This is a genomic window from Leucobacter sp. WKLB1, assembly GCF_059696215.1.
Window position 1 is genome coordinate 2,902,866 of sequence record NZ_AP046115.1, and the last position, 17,378, is coordinate 2,920,243.

13 protein-coding genes and 1 tRNA gene are annotated in these 17,378 nt (G+C 66.0%); 6 read left to right on the forward strand and 8 right to left on the reverse strand.

Going from position 1 to position 17,378, the window contains the following annotated elements:
• Positions 1-41 precede the first annotated feature (41 nt).
• The 4 genes from ACZF5Y_RS13325 to rplK form a co-directional block, all read right to left on the reverse strand.
• Entirely contained in the window at positions 42-6,197 is a 6,156-nt protein-coding gene (locus ACZF5Y_RS13325) for an Ig-like domain-containing protein (RefSeq protein WP_497533127.1), read from the reverse strand.
• Positions 6,194-7,330 (reverse strand): serine/threonine-protein kinase, encoded by a 1,137-nt coding sequence (locus tag ACZF5Y_RS13330; RefSeq protein ID WP_053352668.1) that lies wholly within the window; start codon positions 7,328-7,330, stop codon positions 6,194-6,196. The genes ACZF5Y_RS13325 and ACZF5Y_RS13330 overlap by 4 nt, the downstream gene beginning before the upstream one ends.
• A 293-nt stretch (positions 7,331-7,623) precedes the next feature.
• A complete protein-coding gene (rplA, locus tag ACZF5Y_RS13335; RefSeq protein WP_053352669.1) occupies positions 7,624-8,313 on the reverse strand; it encodes a 50S ribosomal protein L1 in 690 nt (229 codons plus the stop codon).
• Positions 8,314-8,324: 11 nt separating this feature from the next.
• On the reverse strand, positions 8,325-8,753 hold the full coding sequence (rplK, locus tag ACZF5Y_RS13340) for a 50S ribosomal protein L11 (protein ID WP_053352670.1): 429 nt from the start codon (positions 8,751-8,753) through the stop codon (positions 8,325-8,327).
• A 399-nt stretch (positions 8,754-9,152) separates the two neighbouring features.
• Between rplK and ACZF5Y_RS13345 the strand changes: the two genes are divergently transcribed.
• Positions 9,153-9,977, forward strand: a complete 825-nt coding sequence (locus tag ACZF5Y_RS13345) for an endonuclease domain-containing protein (RefSeq protein ID WP_497533130.1) — start codon at positions 9,153-9,155, stop codon at positions 9,975-9,977.
• Positions 9,978-10,259: 282 nt separating this feature from the next.
• On the opposite strand, the gene nusG is transcribed toward ACZF5Y_RS13345, so the two are convergent.
• The 3 genes from nusG to ACZF5Y_RS13360 form a co-directional block, all read right to left on the reverse strand.
• Positions 10,260-11,066, reverse strand: a complete 807-nt coding sequence (gene nusG, locus ACZF5Y_RS13350) for a transcription termination/antitermination protein NusG (protein ID WP_053352672.1) — start codon at positions 11,064-11,066, stop codon at positions 10,260-10,262.
• Between the two features lie 41 nt (positions 11,067-11,107).
• Positions 11,108-11,380: a preprotein translocase subunit SecE gene (gene secE / locus ACZF5Y_RS13355; protein WP_497533132.1), complete on the reverse strand. Its 273-nt coding sequence runs from the start codon at positions 11,378-11,380 to the stop codon at positions 11,108-11,110.
• Between the two features lie 52 nt (positions 11,381-11,432).
• Positions 11,433-11,508 (reverse strand) — tRNA-Trp (locus ACZF5Y_RS13360).
• A gap of 226 nt (positions 11,509-11,734) precedes the next feature.
• Here ACZF5Y_RS13360 and ACZF5Y_RS13365 point away from each other — a divergent pair.
• Complete coding sequence (locus tag ACZF5Y_RS13365) at positions 11,735-12,508, forward strand: L-threonylcarbamoyladenylate synthase (protein WP_497533133.1); 774 nt, start codon at positions 11,735-11,737, stop codon at positions 12,506-12,508.
• A 73-nt stretch (positions 12,509-12,581) separates the two neighbouring features.
• On the forward strand, positions 12,582-13,787 hold the full coding sequence (locus tag ACZF5Y_RS13370; RefSeq protein WP_497533135.1) for a pyridoxal phosphate-dependent aminotransferase: 1,206 nt from the start codon (positions 12,582-12,584) through the stop codon (positions 13,785-13,787).
• 118 nt (positions 13,788-13,905) lie between these two features.
• Here the strand turns inward: ACZF5Y_RS13370 and ACZF5Y_RS13375 are convergent, their stop codons facing one another.
• Positions 13,906-14,730, reverse strand: coding sequence for a lytic transglycosylase domain-containing protein (locus tag ACZF5Y_RS13375; RefSeq protein WP_497533137.1), 825 nt, complete (start codon positions 14,728-14,730; stop codon positions 13,906-13,908).
• A 124-nt stretch (positions 14,731-14,854) separates the two neighbouring features.
• Here ACZF5Y_RS13375 and ACZF5Y_RS13380 point away from each other — a divergent pair, with 124 nt between their 5' ends.
• From ACZF5Y_RS13380 to ACZF5Y_RS13390, 3 genes are all read left to right on the forward strand, one after another.
• Positions 14,855-16,042: a CE1758 family FMN-dependent luciferase-like monooxygenase gene (locus ACZF5Y_RS13380; protein WP_497533138.1), complete on the forward strand. Its 1,188-nt coding sequence runs from the start codon at positions 14,855-14,857 to the stop codon at positions 16,040-16,042.
• 70 nt (positions 16,043-16,112) lie between these two features.
• On the forward strand, positions 16,113-16,568 hold the full coding sequence (locus ACZF5Y_RS13385) for a MarR family winged helix-turn-helix transcriptional regulator (RefSeq protein WP_497533140.1): 456 nt from the start codon (positions 16,113-16,115) through the stop codon (positions 16,566-16,568).
• Positions 16,569-16,616: 48 nt separating this feature from the next.
• Positions 16,617-17,318 carry a CE1759 family FMN reductase gene (locus ACZF5Y_RS13390; RefSeq protein WP_497533142.1) on the forward strand — a complete coding sequence of 234 codons (702 nt, stop codon included), beginning with the start codon at positions 16,617-16,619 and terminating at the stop codon, positions 17,316-17,318.
• Positions 17,319-17,378 lie beyond the last annotated feature (60 nt).

The following is a 17,378-nucleotide window of genomic DNA, read 5'->3' on the forward strand; positions in this document are numbered from 1 at the left end:
CCTTGTGCGGTGGTGGTCATCGTCGGTGTGCTGCGTGCGGGCTACGGGGTTCCGGTACCCGGATCTGTGCCGCCCGTTCCGGGGTCTGCGCCGCCATCGCCGGGGTCGGGCGGAGTCGCGCAAACCGGGACAGTAAGAGATACGGCCTCAAGCGAAGCGAATGGCTGCTTCCAGCTCAAGGTCACCGTTGTCGCCGTTGCACCCGCCGCCGGAGGCATGGCATCAAACTTCGCGGAACTCTGCGCTGCAGCGGTAATAGAGAAAATCTGCAACCAATCGTTGGATTGCGTCGTGGAGAAGCACTGGTCCGGGTTGAGCGAAACCGCTGCCGTCGTTGGAGCACCGTCTGCAGGCAAGTTTTTCCACTTCGAGCAGGTTTCTTCTTCAGACACATCCAAGCATTGCCGCACCGCGACATCACTTGGGGCGACGGCCGAATCCAGCAACAACTCCGAGTTGGTTACCACACCATTGACCCTGAATTGAAGCGTTGCACCACTCTCCGCGGTTTGCCCATGTTCGACTTTCGAGTAGGTCGCACTCGTCGGACCCACGGGCTCAGGTGTTGACACCACCCGGTAACGCCATTGCCCGCCAGGCTCAGGCACACTGCCACCAATAATCGCCGCGTTCGTCTCGACCGAGCTGACTCCGTACTCGCTCTGCATACAGACAAACGCGTGATACGTGCGGTACTTCTTCAGGTTCGTGAAGTTCTGGGATTCTTGCCCATTCGAGCATCCCCCAAACCCTTCGAGAATTCGAGCAATTTGGAAGCGTGTGCTCACTGATTCCCCGCTGTGCGCACCAGCAGCGTCAAGACCGACCGTTGCCGTCGTGTCACCGGTGCTCGTCAGCGAAGCACTATCGAGCCTCGGCGCGCCGATCACAAACCCATCACCCTGACCGGCGGCGCCGGTGTTGCTGCCACCACCGATTTCGGGAACGTCAAATTTGGTGATCGGAGTCACGGTGAACGAGATGGCGCCAACAGCAAGACCGGGATATTCGCGTGAGCCGCTGGAGCCGTCGATCGAATCCTGCTGATCGCGATACGCCACAGTGAATTGCTTGGTGTCGCCAGAGCCTGATACCGAGAGGCGAACGCCGCCCGTTCCCTGATCTTGATTCTGCGGGTTCTTGATCGACTCCACCGTCACGGTCGGCGCCGTCGGGGCGGCATACGCCCAGGCGGTCACTGCAGTCGACGATGCCGAAGTACCCACGGCGTTGACGGCCTGCGCGGTGAACTGGTGCTTCTCTCCGTTGGCCAGGCCGCTGGCAACGCACTGGAAAGTCGAGGTACCGACGGCGGCACAGCTCGATGAGCCCCCGCCCGACAGCGTCACGCCCGACACGTCGGGGTGCGCGGCGCGACCGCCGAGCGTCACCGTGAAGCTCGCACTGTCGGCGGTGTACCCGGTCTGCTGAATGTTCGGCGTACTCGGAATGCCTTGCGCGTCGAACTCGATCGTTCCGGCTCCCGTGCGCCCCTGAGCATCGATCACGGTGAAACCGACCCGGCAGGTGCCGCCGACCTCGGGTCCGCCTGGCCAGCTCACGGACACTCCGCTGTCACCGACCCGCGTGAACGATCCGTACGAGCAACCGGCGCCACTGACGTCGAGAAGCTTCAGACCGCCGCCACTCTTGCCGGCGAACGGGTCGTGCTCCCCCGCGACGCCGACGAGCTGCGTCTGGCACTGACTTCCGACCGTGCACTGCAGAGCGACCGTCGCTCCCTGCGGCAAGTCGCGTGGCGCTTGCCCGACTCGCAGCGTCAGCGGCGCACGTGAATCGCCGGCACCCGCGATTGAGACAGACACCGACTCCTGGCTACCGGGCACCGCGTCAGCACGCGCTGCGACGCTCAGCGCAGCGCCGTCTTTCGTGACTTCGAAGAGCGACGTCGCACCCGACACGTCGAATGAGAGCTTCGACAGGTCGCCTTCACGACCGCCCTGCCACGTCACCATATCGGCGAGCTCAATCTCGGATGTCGTGCCCGGGTCGATCGTACGCGTCAGCGCAGCGGCCTGCGCAGACGGCTGCTTGGGAACGATGACGACGTTTACGGCCAGCGTGGTCCACGCCTTCTGCCCGACCAGCCGCGCCTGCATCAGGCACGTATCGTTCCACGGGGCTTCCTTGCCCGCAGTGTAGCGCAGCGTCTCGCCGGAAACAGCTTCGCAGACAGCCTGCGCGCGGCCCGTGGTGAACGATCCGCGGCGCAGCTCGACGCTGTCCCCGGAACCCACATCGACGAGATCGGTGACGGCGATCTCCTCCTGCGCATCTTCATCCACCGTGATGGGCGGCGCATTGGGCTTGAGCGTCAGGCGCAGCTCGTCGAGAGGCGGCACGATGAGCAGCCCGTACGACGTAACCTGTTCACCCGAGATGTCAGTGCCCGTGAGTTTGAACACCACCGTGTCGCCGTCCGCCTGGTAGGCGCCCGTGATCTTGGAGCCAGACACCCGGTAGTCATCACCCGATCCCGACCACAACGAGAGCTTGAGCGACGAGACATCACCGGTCGTCCAACGCACTTTGTCTGTGACGACATCGACACCATCACCAGCGAGTTCGGCGCGATCGCGCACGTTCAGCACCGTGTCGGTCACGGTCGGCGCCTGGGCGCCGACACGCTCCGACGTCTGCACAACGATGAGCCCGTCGGCCGTGCTCTTCGTCGCCGCCGAACGAATGGTGTACCGGTATGACACGGTGCCGAGATCCTCACCCGGTTTCACCGTGATGCGCCCCTGCTTCAACTTCGACACATCGAGTCTGGCCGCGAGCTTCTTGGCTTCGCTGCTGTTCGCTCCCCCGACGACGTTCGGCACGATCGATTCGATCGAGAGCGCCCCGCCGGCCGGGTCGATGTCGTTGTCGAGCGGCTGCACCGTGGCGGGTTCGCTCTTCGGGGTGAGCCGCACGTAATCGGTCGAGGCGATGATCGCACTGGATTCGGATGCCGGCACCACGATGACGTTCAGCGTTCCCGTGCCGGTGCCGCCTGCGGGATCGCGAACCGTGTATTCGAGCTGCACCGTACCGGCAGCGGCAGCGGCCGTCGCCGCCACCTGGAAGCCATTGCCCGCGGCATTGATCGTCGCCGAGATACCGGCGTCGGGGTTGCCCTCCACGCTGACGAGCCGAACTCGGTCGCCATCGGGGTCGACTCCGGAGAGCGGCACGCGCACCTGCGCCGAGACACCGGGGCTGACACGGGCGGTCACTGCGGTCGGCTGGGGATCGCGGTTGGCCCCCTCGGGCAGTACGGTGACGATGACCGAACCCACGTCGCCGGCGGCGGGGTCACTGGCACCAAACGCGGTGTAGCTCAAGCGGTACGTGCCCGCTTGCTGCGGTGCCAGGTAGCGCAAGACATTGCCCGAGGCGAAAGCGAGCTCGCCCCTCGTCCCCGAACCCACGATGTCGGGGTCGAGCACGAGACGTTCGCCGGGTGCCGCGACGTCGTTGTCGAGTACACGGATATCGACGACCGACCCGGCCCGCACCGTGGCGGTATCGGCGACGGCGATTGCCCCGGTCGACCCGGTCTCGGGCACCTGGAAGACAGTGAGCTTGCCGGTCGCGCGCGCATCGCCTTCCGCAACAGTGACATCGGCAGACCCGATACGCCCGGCGGCGCCGTCGGCGGTGCTGCCCGCGACCCGCACCTGAGCATGGTCGATGACGTCCGCCTGCAGCTCCCCGTCGACGACCTGAGCGTCAGCGACCGACAGCGAGCGCGAGGCTGCTCCGGGAATCGCGTCAAGAATCTCCACCGTCGTGTCAGTCAACGGCCGCACGAACGCGCGCAGTGCAGGCAGCGCGAGCGGCGGGCCCGCGGGAGTCGCGGTCACGCGCAACTGGCCCGTGATCTCTCCTCCGGTGACCGTATCGCGCACGGTGACCGTCGCCGTCGCAGTGCCCGGCTGGTCGGCCTCGATCTCCACCGCCCCGCTCGCCGTTTTCGGCGTCACGCGCACGGTGCCGCTGGGTTCGGTGGCATCGAGTAGCGCATATGATCCGGAGCCCCCGGCAACCCGCTCAAGCGGGTACACGGTCGCGGTGCGTCCGGCTTGCACCGTCGTCGCGGTCGCGTTGAATTCAGGCGTTGCGCCAGGGTCGACAGCGAGCGTCAGTTCGCGCTCGGCCGTTTCGCCACGGCCGTCGCGTACCGAAACACGCAGCGCAATGTCTGATGTCCCGGCATTCGGGTCCGTGTGGCGCACCGCGAGGCGCCCGTCGGCAGTGACGATGGCGCGCACCGGGTCTTCTGAGCGTGCCGGCCCGACACCTGCAAGTGTCATGACATCGCCCTCAGGGTCGACCCAGCCCTCAAGAATTGGGTACACGAGCGTGCCGCCGGGGGCGATCGACGGCACTCGCCACTCGCGCTGGCAACCCTCGACCGGGCACCACGCCGGCGCCGTGTTGGTCGCATCGCCGACGACGGTCAGCGTCACAGTAGCCGGCTCAGAGACGAGCGCACCGTCGGTGATGCGATAAGTAAAGGTCGCCGATCCGGTCGCGCCAAACGCCGGCTGCACCGTCAGCGACTGCCCGTCAGGCATGAGCTGCAGCGTGCCGAATGATTCGGGGATGCCTCTGTCGCTCAGCGACTCCGGCACGATCGTCAACACGTCACGTTTATTCGCGTCGTAGTCGTTGAGCATCACGGGCAGCGGAGCGGCTTCGCCCGCCCGCACGCCAAACGCGTCGTCGACCGCCGTCGGCGCGACCTGCTCAGTCACGTCTTCGACGACGACGGTGCCACGATCTTCTTTCGGCGGGTCCGAGATCGTCCACTGCGACAGCGGAATCAAGTCGCCGCTCGGCAGCGTCCACAGCATGCCCGTGCGCATCTCATTGAGCACGCCTCGAGTGCCATTCGAACGGATCACCGGCAGGAGATCGCCCGATTCGCGCGCCGCGTCATCGATCGCGAGCGGCTTCTCCCCCTCGGCCGACGTCCACATAGCGCCGGAGTTCTGGCCCAGCCATGCCGCATACGCAACATTGCCGATAAATGCGGGCTGCGCGGGTGTTCCCGTCGTTTCGACCTCGCGCTGCACAGTGCCATCGGCATCGACGGTGAGCAGACCGCTGGTGTCGGCGATGAGCAACCGACGCCCGTCGCGCGTTCCGTCCCCACCGCTCGCCTGAAGTGTGGCCGAGCCGTCGAGTTCGAGCGATGCCGTCGTGCCGTCCTCACGCCACAGATCACCGTTCTCGGCGTCGAGCAGCACCCAGTCGCCTGCGACGAGTGCGAGCTGCGGGGTCGCGGCTTCGCCTGCCGCAGCCGGCGTCTCAGCTGCTCCACCCACGAACTCGTGTCGCGCCGCGTCGTACTCGCGAACGGCGTCTTCCGAGCTCGAGAAGATCGCCAGGCGACCGGCGGCGGTCAGCGCGATCGCTGTCGCACGATAGCCCGATCCGCCATCGCTCGCGCCGGATCCGCCGCCCGCTGCGGTGCCGTCCGTCGCTCCGTTCTCAGCGCCTTCCGCGTCGGCCTCTTCACCTGCAAGCGGGTCGACGCGTTGCAGCGACCCCAGGCGCGATTCGAGATCGGCAATCGCCGCATCGTCGGCCCCGGCGGCGGTCAACTGCGTCGCCGCAGCATCGGCGGCGAGTTCACCGACATACACCGCGCCCGATTCGGTGCGCACGGCAACGAATCGCCCGGCGCTCACGACGTCGCGGGTGCCATCGGGCAGGCGCACCGCTGCTGCGGCATCGTCATCGGTCGCCGCCACGTCGTCACTCTGCGCGTCAGCACTGTCGGTCTGCGCCACCGCTTCAGCGGCGGCGGTGTCAGTGGCCTCGCCGTCGCTGGCTGCGGCCTCAGATCGGTCGCCGAGATCGATCGGATCAGCTGCATCGAGCGGCCACGCCCGACCGTTGCCATTCGACAGCACCGCCGCGCGATCACCCGCCTGCAGCACGCCACTCGGGTCGGAGACCTTGCGCACCAGGTCGAGCTCACCGGTGTCGGTATTGACTCGCGCGTATTGCCCGGCCTCGCGGGCGACCCAGACCCCGGGTTCTTGCCGCGGAGTCTCGCGTGCGTCGTATCCGTTCGCAATCACTGCGACCGTGGCGATCAACGCGCACGACACTGCACCGGCGATCCACCACTGCAGCCGTCGAATGCCGATGCGCTCCGACCCGGTGTTCGCGCTCACCCGCCTGCCCCGCTGAAGGCCCAGATGAGGCTCGCCGCACCGGCAATCACCGCGAGCGTGATCGCTGCGCCGATGAGCCCGGCGCGCCACGGCGACGCCGGGCGATCAAGGATGAGCCCGTCGGTGTCGGTGCCCCGGCGTTGCGCCAGCATCTCAGCGCGGGCTTCGGCCCGGGTCACGCGCCCCACGGTGCTGACCACCGGACCTCGAGTGCCCGCGGGAACCGACTCGGCACGCGGCAGCCATGCCTCGGCGACGATCTCAAGCGGAGTGACGTCGAACCCGTACGCGCGCTGCAACCCTTGCAGTGCCTCACCGAACTGCGCCATCGACTGGTAGCGCTCATGGGGCTGCTTCCGCAGGGCCGTCGAGACGACCTCGTCAAAGTGCTCGTACCCCTGCGCACCCGGGATCGCCTGATAGATCGCCTTCGAGATTCGCTCCGTCAGCTTCGCGCGCGAGTTCTGCGCGCGATCGGCGAGCTCAAAGGGTGACCGGCCTGCCGCGAACGAGTACAGCGTCGCCCCCAGCGACCAGACTTCGGTCGCGACGCTTCCCGTGCTCTGCAGCCCGACCACCTCGGGAGCCGACCACGGAATCGACATCGCCATCTCGCCGTCGAGCTCGCGTCGCCCGAGCACCTGAGCGATACCGAAATCAGAGAGCGCCGGCTTGCCCAATGTCGTAAGCAGCACGTTCGACGGCTTGATATCGCGATGCAGCACCCCTGCGCGGTGCGCCGTCTCGAGCGCCCCAGCAATACGCACACCGGCGTCAAGCACATCTTGCAGCCGGGCAGGCTGCCCCTTCGTCAGTGCGCCCATTGATGCCGGGCAGAATTCCATCGCCAGATACGGATGCCCCTCAAGCGAGATACTCGCCTGGTAAATCGAGACGACCGAAGGGTGACTGCTGAGGCGAGCCATCACATCGGCCTCGCTCTCGAAGACCTCGCGCAGCTCCTCAACCGCTGCCGGCCCCTTCGCCGCACCGTTGAGCACCTTGACCGCGACGAGACGCCGCGGCATATCTTGTTCGTACAGAAACACTTGAGCGAAGCCACCCGAACCGAGCGGCCGCACATAACTGAAGCCCGGGATCGCCGGCGCACCGACGGGAGCACGGTTAGGCATCGTTCCCCCTCGCAGACTTCGGCATCGCTCGCATCACCGTTTCACTCGACGCCCTGCAGCGCACGGGCACGCCGAAGGTTGCGAATCGAGAAGGGTGTGTCACGTGATCATCCTAATCGAGGCGTGGCAGCGGGACGGACGTTATCCACAGGGCCTTGCGCGAAGTGCAACGATCGGTGCGCAAGTTGCGGCATCGACGCACGCCGAGTGGTGCAGGCTCGATGATCCGGCACCCATATACGCAACAAGCCCCGACCGCAGGTGCGATCGGGGCTTGTTGATATTCGAGCTGTTTACAGACCCGAGACGTCGAGCGGGATGCCCGGGCCGAAGGTCGTCGAAACGGCGCCCTTCTGCACGTACTTGCCCTTTGCCGACGAGGGCTTCAGACGCGAGATCTCGTCAAGCACCGAGTTGATGTTGTCGGTGAGCTGGTCAGCCGAGAACGAGGCCTTGCCAACAATGAAGTGCACGTTGGCGTGCTTGTCGACGCGGAACTCGATCTTGCCGCCCTTGATCTCGGAAACAGCCTTGGCTGCATCCGGGGTCACGGTGCCGGTCTTGGGGTTCGGCATCAGACCACGGGGGCCGAGCACCTTACCCAGACGACCGACCTTGCCCATGAGCTCGGGGGTCGAAACAGCCGAATCGAAATCGGTGTAGCCAGCGGCCACCTTTTCGATCAGCTCGTCGCCACCGACCTCGTCGGCACCGGCTGCGATGGCGGCCTCAGCGGCAGCACCCGTCGCGAACACGATGACGCGAGCGGTCTTACCGGTGCCGTGAGGCAGGCTCACGGTGCCGCGGACCATCTGGTCAGCCTTGCGGGGATCCACACCGAGCTTGACAGCGACCTCAACGGTTGCGTCGGTCTTGGTGGAACCGGTCTCCTTCGCCAGGGCGACTGCCTCAGCGGGAGTGTAGAACTTGTCTGCCTGAATCTTCTCGGCAGCGGCGCGGTACGCCTTCGACTTCTGTGCCATATCCGTTGCCCTTACTCGACCGTGATGCCCATGGAGCGAGCGGTGCCCGCGATGATCTTCGCTGCAGCGTCGATGTCGTTCGCGTTGAGATCAGCCTGCTTCTGCTCGGCGATCTGGCGAACCTGCTCAGCGGTGACCTTGGCGACCTTGACGGTGTGCGGAGTGCCGGAGCCCTTCTGCACGCCAGCCGCCTTCTTCAGCAGCTCAGCTGCCGGCGGGGTCTTGAGCACGAACGTGAAGGAGCGATCCTCGTACACCGTGATCTCGACCGGAATGATGTTGCCGCGCTGGGATTCCGTCGCAGCGTTGTACGCCTTGCAGAATTCCATGATGTTGACGCCGTGCTGACCCAGCGCAGGACCCACGGGGGGTGCGGGGTTGGCGGCGCCGGCTGCGATCTGAAGCTTGATCAGACCGGTAACCTTCTTGGCCTTTGCCATGATTGTTTCCTTTCCGTCGAACTCGCGCTGATGCGCGTGCTCTCCCGCGATTCCGGCCGATCCGGATGCGGTACTCGTTTGCCCCCGCACACGCCAGAGGCGTTCGCGGACGCAAACCATGTAAGTCTACCCCGGATTCGCGCGCTGCGCGACCACGTGTCGTGTCCTGTGGTCCCTCCATCGCCACGCCGGCCATGTCGCCCCCAGGCACCGATTCAACGAAACACATACACTTTACGGCGCCCGCTGTATGCGTTTCGTCGAATCGGTGCCGGGAGCACACGCACACTGTGCCTCGAGGTGCGCTCACAATGCGGGATCGACCCGCGTCGAGCCACCGCATCCATAGATCAGCGAATCCACGATTCACCTCCGGCCTGCAACCTTGAGGGTGGATTCATGGCGATCGAACGTGTAATCCGTGAAACCGGCGGCGTATGCCGCACGTCTCGCCTCATCGAACTCGGATACTCCCAGTACGACCTCAACCGCGCGGCACGCAGGTTGACACTTCGCCGGCCGCGGCGAGGATGGATCGCATTGCAGGATGCCGACCCGGCGCTCATCTTCGCGGCGCAGCACGGTGTCGTACTCACCTGCGTGACTCGAGCGCAACGCATCGGGCTCTGGGTTTTGCAGGCGGACCAGCCGCATGTCGCCGCTCCACGCGGACGGCGGGTAAACCTGCCTCGCGCCACCATTCACCGCAGACGCCCTCTCACCCCGCGCGCTCCGGGTCTCCTCGAAGACAGTCTCGACAACACACTCGACTGCGTTGCACACTGCCTGCCGCGCGATGAGGCACTTGCCGTCTGGGATTCGGCCTTGCAGCTGGGACATACTGACCTGCAAAAGTTGTCTGCGCTTCCATGGACTGCCCGCGCGAGAAACCTGCTGGAAGCCGCGACCCCTTTCTCAGATTCCGGTCTCGAGTCCTTCCTCAGAGCCCGTCTCTCGTGGCTTCATATTCCCGTTCGCCCGCAGGTATGGCTATTCGGGCATCGTGTCGACTTCCTGATCGGCGATCGGTTGGTCGTGCAGATCGACGGTCGGCATCACGTTGGCACGCAACGATCGGCTGATACGCAGCACGACGCGGCACTCAGGCACCGCGGCTTCTCCGTGCTCCGGTTCACCTACGCGGAAATCGTTTACCACTGGCCGGAGACGCAAACGGTGATCCTCGACGCCATCGCACGTGGACTGCACCTGAGGTCCGGCTGAGGTGAGCGCGACATCTCGTTCCGCAGCGAGAGCAGTGGCTTTGGCGAACCAACAGTGCGCCGTTCTTTTCTTCAGACACCGATTCAACGAAACACATACATTTCGCCGTCTCTGCTGTATGCGTTTCGTTGAATCGGTGCGGGAGGCCGCGCATCTGCCGCCTCACGGACGCGACTCGGCACCACCGCCGCCGCACCTCCGCAACGCACCTCCTCAGCAACGCACCACCGAAACGACGAACGCCCCGCTCCGAAGAGCAGGGCGTTCGCGCGAAAGAAAAACTCAGACCATCTTGGTGACCTGGTCGAAGCTGAGCTCGACCGGGGTCTCGCGCTCGAAGAGCGACACGAGCACCGTGAGCTTGCCGGCTGCGGGGTTGATCTCGCTGATCGTGCCCGGCAGGCCCTCGAACGAGCCCGACTTGATCGTGATCGTCTCGCCGACCTCGAAGTCGATCTCGACGTTGCCCTGAGCCGCGGCATTCGCAGCGGCCTTGCCCTTGGCGGTTTCCGCAGGCTCGAGCTCGACCGTGCTCTTCAGCATCTCGAACGCCTCGTTGATGCGCAGCGGAACCGGGTTGTGCGCGTTGCCCACGAAGCCGGTCACGCCGGGCGTGTGACGCACGACAGACCAGGTGGTCTCATTGAGGTGCATACGAACGAGCACGTACCCGGGGATGCGCACGCGCGTCACCATCTTGCGCTGGCCGTTCTTGACCTCCATGACCTCTTCCATGGGGACCTGGATCTCGAAGATGTCGTCGACCGCACCCATCGTCTCGCGACGGTTCCAGAGGTTCGACTTCACCTTGCGCTCGTAGCCGGCGTAGGTGTGGATGACGAACCACTTACCGGGACGGCGGCGCAGGTCTTTCTTGAAGGCCTTGTAGGGATCTTCGGAGGATTCGCCGTCGGCGCCGTCTTCCGACTCCTCATCGACGATCGCCGATGCAGCGGCTTCAGCCTCTTCGGCGTTGTCGATATCGAGCGCATCCTCAACCGCGGCGTCGGCGACGGGGTCGGTCGACTGCACCAGTGCGTCGAGTGCCGCGTCGAGGTCTGCCTCGGGGTTGTTGTTCTCGCTCGTCATGCTGCTTTCCTTGTTCTACGGACGGTTCGGCGTACGGCTGATCAGCCGAGCGTCGTTCCGAATATGAAGACCGTGACGAACCCGAAGACCTGGTCGAGCGCCCACACCAGCGCCATCATCACGATCACGAAGACGATCACGACGATGGTGAAGTTGACGAGCTCCTTGCGGGTCGGGGTGACGACCTTCTTCAGCTCGGCGATGACCTGCTGGATGAAGAGAGCGATTCGGCTGAACCAATTGCGCTTCGCGGCGCGATCAGCCTTGGCGCGCTCGACGAGGCCGCCGCTCTCCTCGACTCCTGTGCTGCTCATCGCATTCGTCCTTTCCATTGCCACCGTCCGGCGCTCTCGCGCCGGACGGATGTGGCAGGGCAGACAGGACTCGAACCTGCAACCTGCGGTTTTGGAGACCGCTGCGCTACCAATTGCGCCACTGCCCTATGGGAGAAACTTCCGACCTCACCCGCACCTCGCAGGCACAGGAAATTTTGGCAGAAGTCAACTACCACGGATTACTCTACGCGATCCCCCCTCCGGTGTCGAACCGGGCACCCCCTCCCCGGGCGCGTCGCGCACCACTGCGCGTATCATCGGATGAAGATAAGGTGATCCAACATTGAATTGAATGCCGGCGCAACAACGCCCCAGCAGAAGGAGAACGCAGCAGTGACGCGAGTGCAATGGAATGGTGATGTGCAGCCCGAGGCCATCGACCTGCTGGGCGCGGGGGGCAACATCGTCGTCTGCCCGACCAAGGTCGGCTACATCATCCTCACCTCAGATCGAGCGAGCCTCGATCGCAAGTTCGCCGTCAAGCAGCGCGCACTGAACAAGCCCGGCGTCGTGCTGTGCGGCTCGATGGATCAGCTGCGCGCACTCGCCGAGATGACCCCCGAGATCGAGGAGTTCTATCAGCGGCATTGGGACCAGGACATCTTGATGGGCTGCATTCTGCCCTGGCGCGAGGACGGCCTCGCGAGCCTTCCGGATGACGGCACCGCAGACCGCGTGATGGACGGCCGACGGACGAGCTGCTTCGTGATTCGCTTCGGGATTCCCGGCGAGCGGATCGTCGCGGCTCGGTGGGCCGACGGCAACGGACTCACGTTCGCGAGCTCGGCCAACCCGTCAGGCAAGGGCAACCGCGGGGTGGTTGCCGGGATCGGCGACGCCATTGCCACCGAGGCCGATCTCATCATCGAGGCCGACGACTACGTACGCTCGATCCAGCCTGATGCCACGCTCGAAACGCGCTATGAGCAGGGCGTCATGGTCTCGTTCGTCGACGCCGGGGGTGCGCTCATTCCTGAGCAGCACGGCGAGCGGTCGGTGGCGCCGGCGCCCGTCATGATTCGGAAGGGGCTCGACATCGACCGCATCATGATGAATCTCTCCGACGTCTTTCCCAGCTGGGACTACCGCCACGGCGAGTACTACTGATCCCTCTGGACCCTCCTCCGATCACCCCGCCAGGCATGCCCCCAATGTCGGCACCCCCGAGTAGGATCGAACCGTGAGCCACATCTCCCGTTTGTCGAAGAAGATTTCCGCCATCGCCGAGTCCGCGACGCTCAAGGTCGACGCCAAGGCGAAGGCCCTCCAGTCCGAGGGTCGCCCTGTAATCAGCTACGCCGCCGGCGAGCCTGATTTCGCGACACCCGACCACATCGTGGATGCCGCCCGTGCAGCACTCGATGACCCGAAGAACTTCCGCTACACCGCGGCCGCCGGTCTGCCCGAGCTGAAGCAGGCGATCGCCGAGAAGACCGCGCGCGACTCGGGCTGGGCCATCGAGCCGTCGCAGGTGGTCGTCACCAACGGCGGCAAGCAGGCGGTATACCAGGCTTTCCAAGCACTGCTCGATCCGGGCGACGAGGTACTGCTGCCGGCGCCGTACTGGACCACGTACCCCGAGGCGATCCAGCTCGCCGACGGCGTGCCCGTCGAGGTGTTCGCGGGCGCCGATCAGCACTACAAGGTCACCGTCGAGCAGCTCGAGGCCGCACGCACCGAGCGCACGAAAGTGCTGCTCTTCGTGTCGCCGTCGAACCCGACCGGCGCGGTCTACTCCCCCGAAGAGACCCGGGCGATCGGCGAATGGGCCGACGCGAACGGCCTGTGGATCATCGCGGATGAGATCTACCAGAACCTCACCTACGACGGCGTGCGCGCGGTCTCGATCGTCGAGGCCGTGCCGGCGCTGCAAGACCGCACGATCCTGGTCAACGGCGTGGCGAAGACCTACGCCATGACGGGGTGGCGTCTGGGCTGGCTCATCGCTCCCGCCGACATCGTCAAGGGCGCCTCGAACCTGCAGTCGCACCTGACCTCGAACGTCAACAACATCGCGCAGCGCGCGGCCATCGCGGCGCTCACCGGCCCGCAGCAGCCCATCGAAGACATGCGCCTCGCCTTCGATCGCCGCCGCAAGCTGATCGTCGCCGAGCTCAACGCGGTGCCCGGCTTCAACTGCCCGACGCCCGAGGGTGCCTTCTACGCCTACGTCGACGTCACCGCCGCGCTCGGCAAGACTTACCGCGGGGTCACCCCGACGACGTCGCTCGAGCTCGCAGACCTCATCCTGTCTGAGGTCGAGGTCGCAGCGGTACCCGGCGAGGCCTTCGGCCCCAGCGGCTACCTGCGCTTCAGCTACGCGCTCGGCGACGACGCGATCCTCGAGGGCGTGCGCCGCATCCAGTCGCTGCTGAGCGAGGCGTAAGCACGAGCACTCGCTGCACCAAAGCCTGAGGGCGGTGCCGGATCACCCGATCTGGCACCGCCCTCAAGCGTCAGGGTCGATACCGGTTTCACACCGGTCAGACCCAGGCCGCGCTCCCTCAGCCCGACCCGAGCTGTGCGTAGAACTCCGCAGCGTCCGCCACATCGTTGTTGTACGAGGCGCTCGGGTTGTAGCCGTCAAGAGCGGCGATCCAGTTCTCACCGACCGTGAGGTCGAGACCGGGGTCGCACAGCAGCGTTGCGGCCGACAGCGCCGCGTCGTCGATCTGATCGATGTCGATGCGGCCGTCACCGTTGCCGTCGCGACCGAACATCGCCCAGGTGCTCGGAATGAACTGCATGGGCCCGACCGCACGATCCCACTTGGGGTCGCCATCGATCGCACCTCCGTCAGTGTCGGGGGTCGCCAAGAATTTGGTGCCGTCGAGGGGCACCCCGATGATGCGCGGCGTGGTGGTGCCGTCGGCGAGCATGCGCGAGCCGTTGATGCGGCCGTGGTCTGACTCGACCTTGCCGATGCCGGCGAGCATGTTCCAGCCGAGACGGCACCCGGGCTGTTCCTGCGCGAGCGTCAGTTCGGCCATCGCGTATGCACTGAGGGCGCGTTCGGGTACCCCACTCGCGGCGGACATGCGGGTCACCCAGGCGGAGTCGGCGACCGGGAGTCCGGTCGACGGTGCTGACGGTGCGGTGGAATCTCCCGTACCGGAAGACTCCACGGACTGCGACGCGTCGCCGTTTCCACCGGCATCGGGCGCGGCCGCAGGCATATCGGCGCCGGCGAACGCCCCCGTTGCGAACAGGATCGCCGCAGCCCCGACGGCAAGCGCCCCGGCGAGCGAGGCACCGCCCACGGCGTACCAGAGGGTGCGGCGGCCGGGCGATCCGGCGCGATCGCGCGCGTTTCGAGGGAGTTCAGACATTGATTTCAGGGTATCGGGAATGAAACCGCGTGACCCGTGTTACATTTACATGCAAGCGCATACAAATGACGCACACGAGGTTCCGTCCCCCGCACGGCACCCGACGATACACAGGAGTCACATCATGGAATTCGGGATCTTCTCGGTCAGCGACGTCACCCGCGACCCGGTATCCGGCGAGACGCCGAGCGAGGCCGAGCGCATTCAGGGTCTCGCGCAGATCGCCGTGCATGCCGAAGAGGTCGGCTTCGACGTCTTCGCCGTCGGCGAGCACCATAACGCCCCCTTCTTCTCCTCGAGCCCCACCACGTTCCTCGCCTACATCGCGGCGATGACGAAGACCTTGAAGCTGTCGACGAGCACCACGCTCATCACCACGAACGACCCGGTGCGCATCGCCGAGGAGTACGCGATGCTGCAGCACCTCGCCGGCGGGCGCATGGACCTCATGCTCGGTCGCGGCAACACGGCACCCGTATACCCCTGGTTCGGCAAAGACATTCGCTCGGCTCTGCCGCTCGCACTCGACAACTACAACCTGCTGCATCGCCTGTGGCGCGAAGACGTCGTCGACTACGACGGCAACTTCCGCACTCCGCTGCAGGGCTTCACGAGCACGCCGCGCCCCCTCGACGATGTGCCGCCGTTCGTGTGGCACGGCTCGATCCGCACTCCCGAAATCGCCGAGCAGGCCGCTTTCTACGGCGACGGCTTCTTCGCCAATCACCTCTTCGCACCCTCCGAGCACTTCCTGCGCCTCGTGCGCTTCTACCGCGAGCGCTTCGAGCACTACGGCCACGGCACGCAGAAGCAGGCGATCGTCGGCCTCGGCGGCCAGGCATTCATGGCGAAGAACTCGCAGGATGCAGTGGCGCAATTCCGCCCCTACTTCAACGAGGCTCCGGTATACGGTCACGGTCCGCGCATGGAAGATTTCACGAGCCAGACCCCGCTGACCGTCGGCAGCCCGCAGGAGGTCATCGACAAGACCCTCGGCTTCCGCGAGGTGTTCGGCGACTACCAGCGGCAGATGTTCCTCATCGACCACGCCGGCCTGCCGACGAAGACCGTGCTCGAGCAGCTCGATCTCTTCGGGTCAGAGGTGCTGCCCGTGCTGCGCGCCGAGATGGCGAAGGATCGCGATCCCGAGGTGCCCGAATCACCGTCGCACGCAAGCCTCGTCACCGCCAAGTACGGCGATGAGGCGCCGCGTCAGCCGCGACCGAACGCCAATCGGGGTGACAATGTAACCGGAGGATCGCCCTACCAGGATTCCCCGGCCAAGCAGGGCGCGGCATTCGGCATCAGCTGATCCGCCGCCCGCGGCACCCCGCCGTACCGACTGGGCGACCCGCATGACCACGCACGAAGGAGCACCCGAGATGGAACAGCCAGCTCGCATCGACGTACGCCTCGCCAATGAGGCGTGGGAATCCGTGATGTCTGCACACTCGGCACTCATGCAGGTCTTCGCCGCCGAACAGATGTGGTCGGAGGTCAGCATGCGCGAGTACGACGTGCTGTACACGCTGGCCAAGCGGCGCGAGCCGATGCGCATGTGCGACGTGCAGAGCGGGGTGCTGCTCAGCCAGCCCGCCCTGTCGCGCATGGTGGATCGGCTCGCGACCCGGGGCTACATCGCCCGCGAGCCCGATCCGCAAGACGGCCGCGCCGTGCTGCTCAGCCTCACCGAGGCAGGGGCGACGCTGCAGCAGCAGGTCGGTCGGGCCCACGCGAAAAGCGTCGCCCGCCAGCTCGGCGCCGCACTCACTCCGGATGAGATGCAGGATCTGCGTCGCCTCGCCGGCAAACTCGCCGGTGGCGGTGACGCGGCCTGATCCGACCTCCCCCGCAATCTTCACCGCAACACGCTCGAGGAGCACCCCATGACCACCCCCTTCGACGGCACCGTCACCGAGCCGGTCGCCGCTCAGCCCCGCACCCTCGCCGTCGTGAGCGCCGGCACCAGCGACCCGTCGACCACGACGATGCTCGCCAACCGCGTCGCCGACAAGGCCGCCGAGATCGCGGCCCAGCGCGGCATCGAGCTGCGCATCCGCTTCGTCGACCTGCGCGCGCTGGCCGAAGACGTGACGACCGCACTCGTGACGCAGCACGTCTCCCCCGCACTGCAGGCGGCGAGCGACATCATGCGCGACGCCGACGCGATCGTCGCCTCCACACCGGTCTACAAGGCAGGGGCGAGCGGACTGTTCACCGCCTTCTTCCAGGTGCTCGACAACGATCTGCTCATCGGCACGCCCGTGGTGCTCGGGGCGACCGCCGGGAGTGCGCGCCACGCACTCGTCGTCGATGACCAGCTGCGCGGCCTGTTCTCGTATCTGCGCACCATCACGGTGCCGACCGGCCTCTTCGCGGCACCCGACGACTGGAACAGTCGCGAGTTCGGCTCGCGCATCGAGCGCGCCGCCGCTGAGCTCGTGGCGCTGCTCGCCGGCGGGTTCCGCGAGTCGGTGCGCGGTGAGTCGTGGGGCGCCTACCAGCACTCCTACGGCAGCGCGGGCGGCACGGAGCTCGGCATCGACCTCGACAGCGACCTCATGCGCCTCGCGACTGGCGGGCGCTGAGTTCGAACGCAACGCGTTCGGGCTCCGCGCTCGCTGCCGCCACAGCGGCAGCCCACGGAG